Raw genomic sequence first — 15,733 nt, 5'->3', positions numbered from 1 at the left:
GCCCGCAACTGTTCCCCGCGCGCGGTGGTCGCGCCTGAACCAAAAGCCCTGATCATGACGATGACAGACCTTCTGGAGGGCGAGCATGAGCGCCTCATCTCCGCGCAGTTCGGCCCGCAGGCCGCCGCTTATGTGACAAGCGCGGTGCACGCGAAGGGCGCGGATCTTGACGCCTTGGCGCAGATGATGTCAGGGCGCGGTGCGGCCCGCGTGCTCGATCTTGGGTGCGGCGGCGGCCATGTCAGCTTCACCGTGGCGCCCCATGTGGCACACGTGGTGGCCTATGATCTCTCCGATCGCATGCTGGAAGCCGTAGCGGCCGAGGCGGGTCGGCGCGGCCTCGCCAATATCGAAACCGCACAGGGCGTGGCAGAGAAGCTGCCGTTTCCGGACGCGACGTTCGATTTCGTGATCTCGCGCTACAGCGCGCACCATTGGCGCGATCTCTCCGCCGGGCTCGCCGAGACCAGACGGGTGCTGAAACAAAGTGGCCGCGCTATTTTCATGGATGTGGTCGCCCCGCCATCCGCTGTGCTCGACACTTTTCTTCAGGCCGTCGAACTGCTGCGTGATCCGTCCCATGCCCGGGACTTTGCGGTGCGCGAATGGGTGGAGCGCGCACGTGAGGCGCGGCTCGCATGTCAATCGGTCACCGATGGCCGGCTGCGGCTGGAGTTCGGGTCCTGGATCGCCCGCATCAATACATCGGAGCTTCATGCGGCGGCCATCCGCGCGCTGCAGGAGATGGCCGTCAGCGACGTGCGTGACCATTTCGCGATCGAGGCCGACGGCAGCTTCACGCTGGATACCGCGACCCTCGTGTTTGCGCCCGCCTGAGCGTCGCGGACCTTACTTTTTCTGCTCCAGCATGAGGTTGCCCTGCTTCTGGATCAGCGCCTTCGCCTTCTCCGCCATCAGGTGCAGCAGCCAGGGCAATTCCACGGCGAGATGAACCGCCGTATCGGCCACATCGAGCGTGCCGTGGGCGGTGTGGCCGAGCACGCCGACGCGGAACTGCAGGTGGGAATCGGTCCAGGTCTCCTCCATCACCTGCAGCTTGTCGCCGAACTTGGCGCGCACGCTGGTGAGGCCGCCCTGCAGGCGACGCGTCGCCTCCGCCTTGCCGAGCTTGTGGGGAATGGAAACGGTCAGGGGTTGGGGCATGGCGTCACCTCGACACGGGATAAGGACGCGTTCAGGCGGCGCGCTTTTCCTCGATCTTATCCCAGATCTGCGCGGCGATATCGGGGCCGCCGAGCCGCTTGATGGCGCGCAGCCCGGTGGGCGAGGTGACGTTGATCTCGGTCAGATTGCCGTCGATCACGTCGATGCCGACGAACAGCAGGCCGCGCGCGCGCAGCTCCGGGCCGATGCGCCTGCAGATTTCCTGCTCGCGGTGGGTGAGGTCCGTGGGCTTTGCCGCGCCGCCGCGCACCATGTTGGAACGCAGATCGCCTTCGCTGGGCACGCGGTTGACCGCGCCGGCGGCTTCCCCGTCCACCAGGATGATGCGCTTGTCGCCGTGCTTCACGGCCGGCAGGAAGCGCTGGATCACCCAGGGCTCGCGGAAGGTGACGGCGAAGAAATCATAGAGCGAGCCGAAATTCAGGTCGTCGGCGGTCAGGCGGAACACGGCGCCGCCGCCATGGCCGTAGAGCGGCTTCATCACCACGTCGCCGAACTCGGCGCGGAAGGCCTTGATCTCGGCGAGGTCGCGGGTGATCAGAGTGGGCGGCATCAGGTCCGGGAAGTCGGTGACGAAAATCTTCTCTGGCGCGTTGCGCACCTGGGCCGGGTCATTCACCACCAGGGTCTTGGGATGGATGCGCTCCAGGAAATGGGTTGAGGTCACATAGGCCATGTCGAACGGCGGGTCCTGGCGCAGCAGCACCACGTCATAATCTGAAAGCGCCACGCGCCGTTTCTCGCCCAGGGTGAAATGCTTGCCCGCCTCGTCGGCGACGGTGAGCGGCTCGACGGTGGCGAACACCTTGCCGTCGCGCATGGCGAGCTGGTCGGGGGTGTAGTGCACCAGCGCGTGGCCGCGCTTCTGGGCTTCGAGCAGAAGCGCGAACGTGGAATCGCCGGCAATATTGATGCGGGCGATATGGTCCATCTGGACCGCGACCTGAAGGGCCATGGAAATCTCCGGCGGGGCGCCCGGCAAAGGCGTGTCGAGCCTTATCTATAGGCGCATCCGCCTTGCCGCCAGACCGGCGCGGCGCCGCGCTTGACGCGGACCCCGTTTTTCCGCACCCCTGCGCCCGTGCGGCGGGGGCGAGGGGACGAGATGATCCGGCGATATGGCGCGGCGCTGGCCGCGATCTGCATGCTGCTTTTCTCCGGATCGGCGCTCGCGCAAGGCGCGCCGGCACCCGCCGCTCCGTTCCAGGCCGAGCCCGCCTTCCAGCCGCGCATCGAGCGGGTGAAGGTGGGCGAGATCGAGATGGGTTATTATGCCCGTGGCGACGGCGCGCCTTTGGTGATGATCATGGGGCTCGGCGCCACCATGGCCGATTGGGATCTCGCTTTGCTCGAAGCGCTCGCCCATGACCGTAAGCTGATCGTGATCGACAATCGCGGCTGCGGCTTCTCCTCGGATACGGCGCAGAACCACACCAGCATCGCGCAGATGGCGGACGATGCCGCCGGCCTGGTGCGGGCGCTCGGCTATGGGAATGTGGACCTGCTCGGCTATTCCATGGGCGCCATGATCGCGAGCCAGGTGGCGGTCCGCCATCCGGAGATGCTGCGTTCGCTCATGCTGCTGGCGCCGAGCCCCGGCGGCAGCCACGAGGTGCCGCCGGCGCCGGGCGTGCTGGAGGCGATCGCCCACCACACGCTCGCGCTGCCACAGGTGCTGGCGCTGTTCTTCCCGGAGGATGCTGCCGGCCAGGAAGCCGGCCGCGCCTTGGTTCTGCGCGCGGTCGCCGGCCGCAAGGCGGGCACAATTCCCGCCGCGCCGGCCTGTTCGGATGAGACCGGCACCCGGCAAGTGGAGGCGCTGCGGCAGTTTTCCGCCTCCGATGCCAGTTATGACGCGCTGCCCGCGCTCACCACACCGACCCTGGTGATGGGCGGGCGTGCGGACAAAGTCTTGCCGCCCGCCAATGCGCGGACGGTGGCCGGTCGTATCCCCTTTGCCTGGAGCGCTTATTTCGAGGGCGGCCATCTGTTCTGGGCCCAGAGCCGCGCCCAGGTGATCGCGACCTTGCGGGCCTTCCTGCAATAGGCGTGGCGCCCTTACGCGCTGCCATCACGCGTCAGCGTCGAACGCCCCCGGCAGATGTTCGGCCGCGCCATCGAGGCCCAGCAGGATCGCGTCGAACCGCATGTCGAGCCCGCCGAGCGCGGGATTGACGGCCAGATAAGCCTCGGCGGCGGCGGCGATGCGGCGCCTTTGGCGCGGCAGGACCGCGTGCGCAGCCTGGACCAGATCGGCCCGCAGCTTCACTTCGCAGAACACCACAAGCGTTTCGCTGCGCGCCACGATGTCGAGTTCGCCGGCGCCCGTGCGCACGCGGCGGGCGAGGATCGCAAAGCCCTGGGCTTGCAGCAGCGCGGCGGCGCGGTCTTCGGCGGCAAGGCCGCGCGCATGGGCCGCCTGCTTCTTTCGGCGGGCCGGGGTGTCCGCCGGCGGCGCCTTCGCGCGCTTGATCTTGACCGGTCCGGTCATGCCTCGTGCGGCGCCTCTTCACCGTTCTCGCCCGCCTGGGAGAGCGCGAGCGCACGGGCATAGACCTCGCGCTTGTGCCGGCCGGTGAGGGCGGCGACCGCGGCCACCGCATCCTTCAGCGAATGCTCCGCCAGGGCGCGGGCGAGCGCGGCATCCACGTCGTTATCCTGCGCCGCCTGTTCCACCGGCGGACCCACCACGAGGACGATCTCGCCCTTGGGGTTGCGTTCGCCGGCATATTGGGCGGCAAGCTCCGGCAGCGGCCCGCGCCGCACTTCCTCGAATGTCTTAGTCAGCTCGCGGCACACGGCGGCGCGGCGCGGACCCAGAATCTCGGCGAGGTCGGCGAGGCTTTCGGCGAGGCGCGGGCCGGTCTCATACAGCACCAGGGTCGAGGGAATGCGCGAGAGCTCGGTGATGCGGTTGCGCCGCTGGCCGGGCTTGGGCGGCAAAAATCCGTCGAACAGGAAGCGGTCGGTGGGCAGGCCCGCCGCCACCAATGCGGCGAGTAGGGCGGAGGCACCGGGCAGGGGGAAAATGCGATGGCCCGCCTCGGCGACCTCCACCACCAGCTTGTAGCCGGGGTCGGAGATGAGCGGCGTCCCGGCGTCCGACACCAGCGCCAGCGCCTGCCCGCCAGCAAGCCGCGCCAGCAGTTTCGGGCGCATGGAGGCGCCGTTGTGGTCGTGATAGGAGATCAGCGGTGCCTCGATGCCGTAACGCTCGGTGAGGCGGCGCGTCATGCGCGTATCCTCGCAGGCAATGATATCTGCCCCCGCCAAGGTTTCGAGCGCCCGAACCGTGATGTCGCCGAGATTGCCGATGGGCGTTGCCACCACATGCAATCCCGGCGCGAGGCGCGCCGCGGGCAAGGTGGTACCGGCAAGGGTGAAGGAGCGTGGGCGTTCGGCAGGTAGCGTCATAGCCTCCACCTTACCCCAGTGGCGCGGCGCAATGAATTGCTCGTGTGAGGCCAGATTCGAATTCGCAGCCCCTCAGGCTGGCATCGCGGCATTTTCCTTCACGCGAACGGGAATTGTCAGATAATGCACGCCATTGGCCGAGGCGGGCGGAAACCGTCCGGCGCGCATGTTCACCTGGATGGACGGGAGCAGGAGCGCCGGCGCCGAAAGGGTCGCGTCGCGCGCGGTGCGCATCGCGACGAACGCATCCTCGCTCACGCCTGCGCCCACATGCACATTCTGGCTGCGTTGAGCCGCAACGGTCGATTCCCAGGCATAGATGTCGCGGCCCGGCGCCTTGTAGTCGTGGCACATGAACAGGCGCGTTTGCGGCGGTAGAGCCAGCAGCCGATGGATGGAGCGATAGAGCTGGTGGGCATCGCCGCCGGGGAAGTCCGCGCGCGCCGTGCCATAGTCGGGCATGAACAAGGTATCTCCCACGAACACCGCATCATCAATCTTGTAGGAGATGTCGGCAGGCGTATGGCCCGGCGTGTGGAGCACCTCCACATCCAGGGCGCCGATGGAAAAATGCTCGCCGTCGCGGAACAGATGGTCGAAATCGCTCCCGTCGGCCTTGAGATCGGTGGCGTTGAACACCGGGCGGAAGATCTGCTGAACCCGTACGATCTCGGCCCCGATGCCGATACGGGCGCCGGTTCGCGCCTTGATCAAGGGCGACCCGGAGAGGTGGTCGGCGTGGACATGGGTCTCAAGGGTCCAGACGACGCGGTATCCCCGATCCGCTGCGGCCGCGAGTACCGCTTCGACCGAGCGCGTATCAACCGTGCCGGATTTGTGATCATAGTCCAGGACCGGGTCGATGATCGCCGCATCCTTCGAGGCGGGGTCGGCCACCAGATAGGTTACCGTGTGCGTGGGCTCGTCAAAGAAGGCTTGGATGGTGGCGGGCATGGGCATGCGTCCTTTGGCGAGTCTGGCGGCTCTTAATTAACGGTTATGATTGTGAAATTACAGTGGCGACAGACCGGTCTTCGCGGCCGATATGCCGGCCAACTTTGCGGTCGTAGTGTTTGCCGGGGTCGCGCCCTCGCCAAATTGCCGGCATAAGGGTAATCCTGAAACCTGCGCCAAGGCTCGGCGCCCGCAGGAGAAACGTGTGACGCATCGCGTGCCTTCCCCGCCCCCCGGGCTCTCCGCTTCCCTCGCGACCACGCGGCGTCAGGTTCTGATCCGTGGCTTGCGCCTTGGCGGCGGGTTGGCGTCTGCAGCGGCGCTCGCCGCTTGCGCTGGCGATGTGGGCGGCCGTGCCGTCGATCTCGGCCCGCAGGCTGGGCCATCCAATGTGCCGCCGGTTGCCAACGGACCCGCAGTGGCGCTGATTCTGCCATTGGGCGCGCAGGGCAATGCCGGCCTGGTCGGCCAATCCATGCGCAATGCCGCGGAGCTGGCCATCTCGGAGGGCGGCGCACCGGCGTTCCAACTGATCGTCAAGGACGATGCCGGTAACAGCCAGGGCGCCCGCGCCGCGGCCGAAGCCGCGATCAATGAAGGCGCGCGGATCATTCTCGGCCCGCTGTTCGCCCATTCGGTGGGTGCGGTGTCCCAGGTAGCACGGGCTCGCAACATCCCGGTCGTCGCCTTCTCCACCGACACCAATGTGGCGACCCAGGGGGTCTATCTCCTGAGCTTCCTGCCGCAGAGCGATGTCGACCGCATCGTGCGCTATTCCATCGCCCAGGGGCGGCGTTCCTTCATCGCGATGATCCCGGAGAATGCCTACGGCACGGTGGCACAGGGTGCGCTCCAGCAGGTCGCGGCAGATGCCGGCGGGCGCGTCATGGGCATCGAGCGCTATACGCCCGCGCGCCTTGCGGACGCTGCCAAACGCATCGCCATGCTGGCCCCTCAGGCGGATGCGGTATTCATTCCCGACTCGCCGGACCAGGTGGTCGGCGTGGTGCAGCAGCTCGTGGCGGCAGGTGTCGACCTCAAGAAGGTTCGCCCGCTCGGCACCGGCCTGTGGGACAATCCCACGTTGCTGGCCGATCCGCGCATGGAGGGCGGCCAGTTCGCGGCGCCCGACGCGTCCGGTTGGCGCAATTTCTCCCAACGCTACCGCCAGCGGTTCGGCAGCGACCCGGTGCGCACGGCCACCTTGTCCTATGATGCGGTCTCGCTGGTTTCGGCGATCATGCGGACCCAGGGCCCGGAAGGGCTGACCGACGCCACCCTCACCAATCCCTCCGGCTTCAACGGTGTGGACGGTCCGTTCCGCTTCCGCGCCGACGGCACGAACGAGCGCAGCCTTGCGGTTATGGAGATTCGGGGCGGAAGCGCCCAGGTGGTGAGCCCGCCGCCGCGCAGCTTCTCCAGCTGAACGAGGCATGTCCCCGGCGGCTTCGCCCCACGACACGGTTTTCTCATCGCCAATTTGCGCTATAGCTGCGCCCGCGTCCTCTGGGCGCGGCCACCGGGCACTAGGAAGGACGAACGGGCCATGAAAGTGATTGCACCTTTGGCGGGCCTTTTTCTCGCCGTGTCGGGTTTCGCGAGCCTGGCCCAGACGCCGGCGCCCGCACCCTCGGCTCCCGCCGCCGCCACTGACAAAGGCCCCGGTACCACTCAGGCCGGCACGCCGCGTCGGCCGGAAGTCCAGATCGCCCGTCCGATCGAAATGATGCTGACGCTGCAGGCCGCGAACGTGGCTTATGACGGCAAGAAGCTGGTGCTCACGGGCGTCGCGCCCCTGACCACCTTCACGGTGGACCGTCCCGAGCGCATCGGCGGGACCATGACGGCCGAGCAATTCGCGAAGCTCTGGAACGCCACCGCCGACATCTTCAAGAATGATCCCCCCAATGCCGCGCTGACGATCCTCGGCGCAACGCCCACTCAGGTGATCGTCGAACTGGCCCACGTGGTTCAGTCCGGCTCCACGCTCACCTTCGACGTCGGCCTGCTGGACGGCGATCTGCCCGCCGCCGGCGGCCCCGTGACACTGGTGATGGCACCGACGGTCTATCGTCCGCTGGATCACGCCGGCCCGTTCCTCAAGTGCTGGTGGAGCCCCTATTGGGTGCAGAGGGTGTGCCGCGCCGCTTGGTGAGTGGCCGTACCCATCGATGCGAAACGGCGCCCTCGGGCGCCGTTTTTGTTCATGCGGCGAGGCGGGCCTGAAGTTCCCCCGCGTACCACTGCTCCATTTCGAGATGGGCGCCGTCGTCGGCGATCACCCGCCAATCGCCCTGCGGGTGGGGAGCGCCGTGAATCACCAGGGGCAGGACCCGGGTTTTCAGGCGGATCACCGGCTGGGCATGAGTATAGCCCTGATGTGGCCGGCCCAGCAGGTCATGGGCGATCGCCTCGGCCTGCTTGGCGATCGGCTCGATGAAGCGGCAGGGCGCGCCCTCGATGCTGATGCAGTCGCCGAGCGCGTAGATATCGGGCGCACTTGTGCGCAAGTTCAGCTTGTCCACCACGATGCCGCGATCGAAGGCGAGGCCCGCCGTTCGGGCGAGCCGGCTCTGTGTCACGAGGCCGGTGGCCGCCACCAGGACCTCCGCCGCGAGCACGCCGCGCCCGCCGGTGCGGTCTCGCACCGTGAGAATGGCACTGCCCTGGTTGCCGCGTTCCGCCCGCTCGACGGTGATCCCACCCAGGAAGCGCACGCCCAATCCCTCCAGGCGGGCGCGCAGCCGGCCGGCGGCGAGCGGCGGCAAGAGGGCCGCCAGGGGCATGTCCTGCTGGTCCAGCAAGGTGACCCCATGGCCGGCGCGGGAGAAGTCCTCCGCCAGTTCGCAACCGACCATGCCGGCGCCGACGATGATGATTTGCCGGCTTGCGCCATCAAGGTGCGCGGCGAGCCCGCACCAGGCACCGAGGTCGTTGACCCGCCAGCACAGGTCGGCTGGTAAGGCCGGCGGTAGCGCCGGCCGGGCGCCTTGGGCGAGAATGAGGTGCGAATAGGCGAGGGGGCCGCGCGTGGTGTGCAGGCGATGGCGCTCGGGCGCGAGCGAGATGGCAAATGCGCCGTCCAGCAGCCGCACGCCGAGCCGGGCAGCCATATGGGCGCCGCTCTCCTTCCTCAGCCGCTGCTCGGAGAGACCACGGGCCAATGCGATGGAGAGTTCGGGCTTGTGGTAGACATCGCCCGCGCAGGCCGTGACCATTGTGATGGGGATTTCCCCGTCCAACGCCCGCACAGCTTCTGCGGCCGTGCGTCCGGCGATCCCTCCGCCGACGATCACAACGCCCGGCCGGCGCGACGCATGAACCACCGACGCCGCGATCGCAGCCATGGGCGCGGAATGTACATAAGGCTCAAAATCGGTCTTTCGGACCCCGCAGATCGGGCATTCCCAATCTTCGGGAATATCCTCGAACCGCGTGCCGGGGGCGATGCCGCTGTCGGGGTCGCCCTCCTTCTCGTCATAGATCATGCCGCAGGCCCGGCAGATATACTGCCGCCAGACGATCTCGGAGGTTTCGGTCGGGGTCATGCCGGCATCTCCTCGCGCGAGAGGCGGGCCATTTCCCACCGCAGATGCTTGATGGCGGGCGTAACGATAGCGATGAAGTGCGCCTCGCGGATCCGCCGCTGTGGGGCCGATGACATGAGATATCCCCGTGCCCCCTGGTGCAGCAAAGCAGATTGGGTGGCCCGCAGAGCCAGCTCTGCGCCCTGGGCGCGGGTGTCGAGCACGTCGAGGAAATAATCCGTGTCATTCTCGAACGGTGTTTGCGCCAGCATCAAAGCGTGCCCGACAAGCGCGTCCAACTCACCTTGGATTTCGTCCGGGCGGTCACTGAGGTGGCGGTTCACATGGCCGAGGGTCGGCTCCACCTCGCGCATGGAATCGATGGCACCCTGGACGACGCCCACCGCCATGCCGGCCTGCAACAGGATGAAGGCACCGCGAATGCGCTTGATGAACGGGCGGGCGGGATCTGCCACCATATCCGCCTCGGGCACGAAATAATCATCGAGCCGAATGCCGAAGGTCGAGGTCCCCTCCATGCCGGAGAATTGCGGGCAGGGGCGTAGCTCCACCGGCGGGTCGCAGCGCAGGATGAACATGATTTCGTGGGACGCGGTCCCATCCTCGCGATAAACCCGCGCAATGGCCCCGCAATATTGACCGCGCGCGATATGGCTGACCCACGGCAGCGAGCCGGTAACGAGATAGCCGCCCGGCGTGACGCGGGCGCGCAGCAGCATGGGTTCGATTTCGGCCAGCGCTTTCATGGGGTTGGAGAGGGCGGTGCCGCCGAACGTGCGCCCTGCGGCGTGGTCCTCCAGCATGGGCCCCATGAGCGCCGGGTTGCCCGACTGTTCCATATAGAGGCCGCAGACATCGTGCGCCCACATGAGGAAGCCGGTGGCGCCGCAGATCGCGGCGGCGGAGCCCATGGCGCCGAGCGCTGTATCGAAGCGCCCGCCGTTGCGCTCAAGATGCGCGCCGAGGGCTCCGGCCTCGCCGAGTCCGGCTAAGATTTCAAGCGGATAGTGGCCATGGTCGATGGCGTTGACCGACGCCCGCAGGGGGCCTTCGGCGATCGCCTTGGTGGTGGTGAGAATGGTGTCCGCGCGATCAGGCTGGGGCGCGGTGGGAGGATGCAACTGGGCAAGCGTCATCGTGGCCTCCGGCTCAGGGGCGGGACAGATCAAAATGTGGGATGGGGGGTGAAGAGTGGGTCGGCGCGAGGCGGGCCAGGGCAGGAGCCTCGCGCCGACCCCCCCTTCAGTCGGCGAGGCCGATGCTGAAGGGGATAGGGTTCCGCATGGTGTTGGCGACGGGAGAGAAATAGTTCGCCCGCTTCACGATTTCCGCGAGTTCTTCGCGCGTTGCATCGCCTTCGATGGTGACCTTCACGCGGATATCCTGGAAGCCCATCTGTGCAGGTTCGCGCTCGGCGCCGCCAGCACCCCAAGCGGCCGTATTGCCGATATCGCCTTCCACCTGCAGCTCCAGCTTGGAAAGCTTGACGTTCTTCCAAGTGGCGACGGCAGTGATGCCGACCGCAAGGCAGCCGCCAAGAGCGGAAAGCACGATCTCACCGGGGGCGGGGGCGGTGTCCTGGCCGAACAGATGGGGCGGTTCGTCCACCACCACGGGCTGGTGGTTGCCCACATAGTTCAAGGTCCGATACTGCCCTTCGACCACCGTGCGCACCACATTGGTTCCGCGCCGCTCGGGATTCTCGCGGCCCTTCTCGGCAAATCCAAGCAGACCGTCACGGTCGATGGGTCGCAGATAGGTGGTGATGGTCTTCACAGCTTCGGTCGCGTTGCTCACTGGTGCGTCCTTTCGAAAGGATTCTGAGGGCCCATGCCCATAGGCATTCCACCAACCTGATAGCAACCCCCATGCCACTTTCGTGCGCAGGGGAAGAGTTGCGTGGAAAGCGATACGTTGCAACAGTTTTAGGGGTTAAAATGGCTTGCAGGGATGGATTTTTTCCTCTGCGCATGAGGCTCTTAATGTAGACAATGTTCACAATGTCAACATTTACTCTACGAGTGAGGCATCCTGCCTTCTTGGTCGATGCCCGCTTTCAGCCAGCGGTAGTGAAATTGCCGTGCCGTCAGCCCCAGCATCTGGGCCGCGCGGGATTTGTTGCCGCCGCATTGTTCAAGCGCCCGGCGGAGGTCTTCGGGCGAATGCGAGCCGGCGCGCAGATAGGGTCGGAAAGCCGGCACCATCCCTCCCTGTGCATGCGGCGCCATGGAACGGTGGAAGCTCTCTTCGGACACGGTTTGCGGCGAGATGCGGGCGGCGGCGAGGAACGGATCCAGGTCAGCGGCATCCAGGGAGGGCCTGTCCGCCAGCAGGACGAGGCGCTCGATGAAATTCGACAATTGCCGGATATTGCCGGGCCAGGGGTGCTCGCGCAGCCGGGTCATGGCGGCGGCGGTCAAATTGACGTTGCGCTGGTTGGCCTCGTTGAAACGACTGACAAAATGCATCACCAAAGCGGGAATGTCGTCGCGCCGCTCGGAGAGCGAGGGTAGTCGGATCGGGATCACATTGATCCGGTAATAGAGATCCTCGCGGAACCGGCCGGCGGCGACTTCGCGTTCGAGATTGCGGTTGGTGGCAGCCACAAGACGCGCGTCGACCTTGATTTCCTTCTTGCCGCCGAGCCGGGTGATGGTGCCTTCCTGAAGGGTGCGGAGCAATTTGGTTTGCATGGCGAGGGGCAATTCGCCGATTTCGTCCAGCAGAATGGTGCCGCTGCCGGCCTGTTCGAACCAGCCCGCCCGCGCATCGCTGGCCCCCGTGAAGGCGCCGCGCTCATAGCCGAACAGCTCGGATTCGAACAGGGTCTCTGGAATGGCGGCGCAATTGACCTTGATGAACGGCCGGTCGCGGCGCGGGCTGGCCAGATGCAAAGCGCGGGCGAAAACTTCCTTGCCGGTGCCGGATTCGCCCAGCAGCAGGACGTTGGCATTTGCCGCCGCCACCAATTCAAGTTCCGCGAGGGCCTTGAGCAGCGCCGGGGCGGTGCCGATGATGCCGTAGCGGGCGCTGTGGGTTTCCAGCGCGCGGGCGAGCATCTGGTTGTGTTCCTCCAGCGCGCGGGTCTTGCGCTCCAGGATTTCGTTCAGTTCCAGCACTTGCCCGGCGAGGGTGGCGCAGATCCGCAGGAGGGTGATGTCGTCGGAAAACGGCCGGCTGCGATTGCGGATGCGATGGCAGCCCAGCACCCCCACGGTGCGCCGTTCGACCCTTATGGGAATCACCAGGAACGCCACCGGCTCCTGCGGCAGGGTCGCACGATCGACGGCGCGGAACAGGAAGTCGGGCTCCTGGTCGATGTCCTGAACGATGATCAATTGCTCATGGCCGAGCGCCCGTCCGGTAATGCCTTCTCCCGCCTGGTAGCGACCGCGGGCCTTTTCCCGTTCGGTGAGGCCGTAGGAATAGCGGATCTTGTACAGGCCGCTTTCCGGATCCCGCAGCACGATGCGGCCGCGGTTGAGCCCGAGCATTTCCGAGAGCAGGTGCAGCATCTCGTGGAGGATGTGCTCCACTTGCAGCCCCTTGCCGATCAGCCCGATGATCTGCTGGATCAGCAGCATTTCCTGCGCGCGCCAATAGGCGGGGGGCTCGTCCTCGTGCACCTTCGCCTTTGCTGCGCTCGGGCTGTTGGCCATCACGGGCAGCGCGCGCGCCTTGGTCTTTCCGCCCATCGTCCTGCTGCCGTTTTCCGGTGTTCCCGTCGCCGGGATTCTTCCATCCTATCAGCCCGCCTTCAGGCTTTTCCATGGAAACGGGCGCCGCCCCTCGCAATCGCGTCCCTGCAATGCCACTTTGTTCTCATAACAGAATCAGCACATGCCCCGAGAGCGAGGCCGCGAGAGCGAGAGAGTGTCCATTCCTGTCGAGCAAAAGGGCCTGCGGGCCGCAGACGAAAGCGTCGAGGCCCCCGCATTGCGCCCCGGCGGCATCGCCGCGCGCGCGCGGGCGGGTGGCGCCTCCGCCGCGCCTTTACCCAATTATCTCAACGGTCTCAATGCCGAACAGCGGGCGGCGGTGGAAACCATCGACGGGCCGCTGCTGGTGCTTGCCGGCGCGGGCACGGGCAAGACGCGTGTGCTCACCACCCGCATCGCTCATATCCTCAATCTCGGCCGCGCCTTCCCGTCCCAGATTCTCGCCGTGACCTTCACCAACAAGGCTGCGCGGGAGATGAAGGAACGCATTCATTCCATGGTGGGGGATGCGGTGGAGGGCATGCCGTGGCTCGGCACGTTCCATTCCATCGGCGTGCGCATTCTGCGCCGCCATGCCGAATTGGTCGGGCTGAAGAATGGCTTCACCATCCTCGATACCGACGATCAGATCCGGCTGATGAAGCAATTGTTGGCGGCGGAAAATATCGACGACAAGCGCTGGCCGGCGCGGCTTTTGGCCAACACCATCGATGGCTGGAAAAACCGCGGCCTCTCGCCCGCCAACGTGCCGCCCGGCGAGGGCTCGGCCTTCGCCAACGGCAAGGGTCAGATGCTCTATGCCGCCTATCAGGCGCGGCTTAAAGCGTTGAACGCAGTGGATTTCGGCGATCTTCTGCTGGAGGGCATCCGCCTGTTCCGCGAGAATCCGGATGTGCTGGCGGATTATCATCGCCGCTTCAAATTCATCCTGGTGGACGAATATCAGGACACCAACGTTGCCCAATATCTGTGGCTGCGCCTGCTGGCCCAGGGTTCCAAGAACGTCTGTTGCGTTGGCGATGACGACCAGTCCATCTATGGCTGGCGGGGCGCCGAGGTGGACAACATCTTGCGCTTCGAGAGCGATTTTCCCGGCGCCACCGTGATCCGCCTGGAGCGCAATTACCGCTCCACGGGCCATATTCTGGCGGCGGCCTCCCACGTCATCGCCTTCAACCAGGGCCGGCTCGGTAAGACCTTGTTCTCCGAAGGCGAGATGGGGGAGAAGGTTAGCGTCACCGGTTCTTGGGACAGCGGTGAGGAAGCCCGCGCCGTCGGCGACGAGATCGAGACGCTGCAACGCGCGGGTCACCCGCTCTCGCAGATCGCCATCCTGGTGCGCGCTTCGTTCCAGATGCGCGAGTTCGAGGACCGCTTCGTCACCCTCGGCACGCCCTATCGGGTTATCGGCGGCCCGCGCTTCTATGAGCGGGCGGAAATCCGCGATGCCCTGGCCTATTTGCGCTGCGTGCTCTCCCCGGCCGACGACCTTGCCTTCGAGCGCATCGTCAATGTGCCCAAGCGCGGCATCGGCGATGCCACCTTGAAGCAGATCCACGATGTCGCCCGCGCGGCCGGCGTGCCGTTGCAGGAGGCGACCCGCGCCCTGACCGAGAGCGAGGAGCTGAAGCCCAAGGTGCGCGCCACTTTGCGCGGCCTGCTACAAGCGTTTGAACGCTGGCGCGCGCGCTCCCAGGACCTGCCCCATACCGAGCTTGCCGAAATCGTCCTGGACGAGAGCGGCTATACCGAGATGTGGCAGAAGGACCGTTCCGCCGAGGCGGCCGGACGCTTGGAGAACCTCAAGGAGCTGGTGCGCTCCATGGAGGGATTTGAGAATCTGCAAGGGTTCCTGGAGCACATCTCCCTGGTCATGGATGCCGACAAGGGTCCTGGCGAGGATGCGGTGCAGATCATGACGCTGCATTCGGCCAAGGGGCTGGAGTTCGACACCGTCTATCTCCCGGGCTGGGAGGAGGGGCTGTTCCCGCACCAGCGGGCGCTGGACGAGCAAGGGAAGGCGGGGTTGGAGGAGGAGCGGCGGCTGGCCTATGTGGGCATCACCCGCGCCCGGCTCTCCGCCCGCATCTATTTCGCCTCCAACCGGCGCATCCACGGCATGTGGAATTCCACCGTGCCCAGCCGTTTCCTGGACGAGTTGCCCGACGCCCATGTGGAGGTGCAGGAATCCAAAGGCGGCTTCGGCTGGGGCGGTTCCGGCTATGGCGGCGGCTCCTACGGCGAAAGCCGGTTCGATCGCGCCGCCAAGGTGGAGCCCTTCTCCTCCACTTATTCCACGCCGGGCTGGCAGCGCGCCCAGAATGCCCGTTCGGCCGGTGGCTCAGGCGGCAGCTTTTCCGAGCGCGGCACTGGCGCTTTCGGCGCCGGCCGGGGCGGACGCGGGGCGGTGATCGAGGGAACCTTGCTCGCCTCCTCGACCGGGGCGCCCTCCAACTTCAAGCAAGGCGAGCGGGTGTTCCACATCAAGTTCGGCTATGGCGAGATTTCCGAAATCGATGGAAATAAATTGACGGTTCAATTTGACAAGGCTGGGGAAAAGCGGGTTCTGGAGAGCTTCGTCGAGAAGGTCTGACCCGGCCCGGAAAGCCTGCGGGGGTAACGGTTTTCCGCCGCGCCCGAGAGCAAATGTTTCATGTGAAACATCGGCGCGGCGCAGAAGAACAGCGGATTCAAGCCCGCGTAAACAGCATGTTCAGCGGATGAATCCGGAATTTCCGTAGAAGTTCTACACCCGACGTCCGGCTTGGCGGGGGCGGAGCGTCGCGCGGTCCGCTTCCCTGCCCGGCGGTCGGAGATGCGGGGAGCCGTCATGTGAACTTCGCACGCGACGGGGTGTACTGCGCGACGCGGGACGGTACTTTACGGGTCCAACGCACCACGGGTCCGACGCAC

Annotated in this window: 14 protein-coding genes; 5 read left to right on the top strand and 9 right to left on the bottom strand. The window is 66.2% G+C overall.

From position 1 onward, the window contains the following. Positions 1 to 54: 54 nt before the first annotated feature. A complete protein-coding gene (locus V5F77_RS00955; RefSeq protein ID WP_429003435.1) occupies positions 55 to 837 on the top strand; it encodes a class I SAM-dependent methyltransferase in 783 nt (260 codons plus the stop codon). Between the two features lie 12 nt (positions 838 to 849). Here V5F77_RS00955 and V5F77_RS00950 read toward each other — a convergent pair whose 3' ends face one another. Both V5F77_RS00950 and gshB read right to left on the bottom strand, forming a co-directional pair. Next, positions 850 to 1,164 (bottom strand): polyhydroxyalkanoic acid system family protein, encoded by a 315-nt coding sequence (locus tag V5F77_RS00950; protein WP_429003434.1) that lies wholly within the window; start codon positions 1,162 to 1,164, stop codon positions 850 to 852. A gap of 31 nt (positions 1,165 to 1,195) precedes the next feature. Beyond that, positions 1,196 to 2,140, bottom strand: a complete 945-nt coding sequence (gene gshB, locus V5F77_RS00945) for a glutathione synthase (protein ID WP_429003433.1) — start codon at positions 2,138 to 2,140, stop codon at positions 1,196 to 1,198. Positions 2,141 to 2,290: 150 nt separating this feature from the next. Here gshB and V5F77_RS00940 point away from each other — a divergent pair, with 150 nt between their 5' ends. After that, on the top strand, positions 2,291 to 3,232 hold the full coding sequence (locus V5F77_RS00940) for an alpha/beta fold hydrolase (protein WP_429003432.1): 942 nt from the start codon (positions 2,291 to 2,293) through the stop codon (positions 3,230 to 3,232). 24 nt (positions 3,233 to 3,256) lie between these two features. Here V5F77_RS00940 and V5F77_RS00935 read toward each other — a convergent pair whose 3' ends face one another. From V5F77_RS00935 to V5F77_RS00925, 3 genes are all read right to left on the bottom strand, one after another. Beyond that, on the bottom strand, positions 3,257 to 3,676 hold the full coding sequence (locus tag V5F77_RS00935) for a YraN family protein (RefSeq protein WP_429003431.1): 420 nt from the start codon (positions 3,674 to 3,676) through the stop codon (positions 3,257 to 3,259). Then, positions 3,673 to 4,599 (bottom strand): 16S rRNA (cytidine(1402)-2'-O)-methyltransferase, encoded by a 927-nt coding sequence (gene rsmI / locus V5F77_RS00930; RefSeq protein WP_429003430.1) that lies wholly within the window; start codon positions 4,597 to 4,599, stop codon positions 3,673 to 3,675. The genes V5F77_RS00935 and rsmI overlap by 4 nt, the downstream gene beginning before the upstream one ends. A 72-nt stretch (positions 4,600 to 4,671) precedes the next feature. Beyond that, entirely contained in the window at positions 4,672 to 5,559 is an 888-nt protein-coding gene (locus V5F77_RS00925) for an MBL fold metallo-hydrolase (protein WP_429003429.1), read from the bottom strand. 199 nt (positions 5,560 to 5,758) lie between these two features. On the opposite strand from V5F77_RS00925, the gene V5F77_RS00920 reads away from it, so the two are divergent. Both V5F77_RS00920 and V5F77_RS00915 read left to right on the top strand, forming a co-directional pair. Continuing rightward, positions 5,759 to 6,979 carry a penicillin-binding protein activator gene (locus V5F77_RS00920; protein ID WP_429003428.1) on the top strand — a complete coding sequence of 407 codons (1,221 nt, stop codon included), beginning with the start codon at positions 5,759 to 5,761 and terminating at the stop codon, positions 6,977 to 6,979. Positions 6,980 to 7,099: 120 nt separating this feature from the next. Beyond that, a complete protein-coding gene (locus V5F77_RS00915; protein WP_429003427.1) occupies positions 7,100 to 7,708 on the top strand; it encodes a hypothetical protein in 609 nt (202 codons plus the stop codon). A 49-nt stretch (positions 7,709 to 7,757) separates the two neighbouring features. Here V5F77_RS00915 and V5F77_RS00910 read toward each other — a convergent pair whose 3' ends face one another. The 4 genes from V5F77_RS00910 to V5F77_RS00895 form a co-directional block, all read right to left on the bottom strand. Further along, positions 7,758 to 9,101: an FAD-dependent oxidoreductase gene (locus tag V5F77_RS00910; RefSeq protein WP_429003426.1), complete on the bottom strand. Its 1,344-nt coding sequence runs from the start codon at positions 9,099 to 9,101 to the stop codon at positions 7,758 to 7,760. Further along, positions 9,098 to 10,237 (bottom strand): acyl-CoA dehydrogenase, encoded by a 1,140-nt coding sequence (locus V5F77_RS00905; RefSeq protein ID WP_429003425.1) that lies wholly within the window; start codon positions 10,235 to 10,237, stop codon positions 9,098 to 9,100. The genes V5F77_RS00910 and V5F77_RS00905 overlap by 4 nt, the downstream gene beginning before the upstream one ends. Positions 10,238 to 10,343: 106 nt before the next feature. Then, positions 10,344 to 10,898, bottom strand: coding sequence for an OsmC family protein (locus V5F77_RS00900; protein WP_429003424.1), 555 nt, complete (start codon positions 10,896 to 10,898; stop codon positions 10,344 to 10,346). A gap of 218 nt (positions 10,899 to 11,116) precedes the next feature. Further along, positions 11,117 to 12,760: a sigma-54-dependent Fis family transcriptional regulator gene (locus tag V5F77_RS00895; RefSeq protein WP_429003675.1), complete on the bottom strand. Its 1,644-nt coding sequence runs from the start codon at positions 12,758 to 12,760 to the stop codon at positions 11,117 to 11,119. A gap of 181 nt (positions 12,761 to 12,941) precedes the next feature. On the opposite strand from V5F77_RS00895, the gene V5F77_RS00890 reads away from it, so the two are divergent. After that, positions 12,942 to 15,413 carry an ATP-dependent helicase gene (locus V5F77_RS00890; RefSeq protein WP_429003423.1) on the top strand — a complete coding sequence of 824 codons (2,472 nt, stop codon included), beginning with the start codon at positions 12,942 to 12,944 and terminating at the stop codon, positions 15,411 to 15,413. Positions 15,414 to 15,733 lie beyond the last annotated feature (320 nt).

The organism is Roseixanthobacter psychrophilus (assembly GCF_043195195.1).
Taxonomy (GTDB): domain Bacteria; phylum Pseudomonadota; class Alphaproteobacteria; order Rhizobiales; family Xanthobacteraceae; genus NCEH01.
The sequence above is the reverse complement of the archived record's forward strand: the minus strand, read 5'-3'. Positions and strand labels throughout refer to the sequence as shown.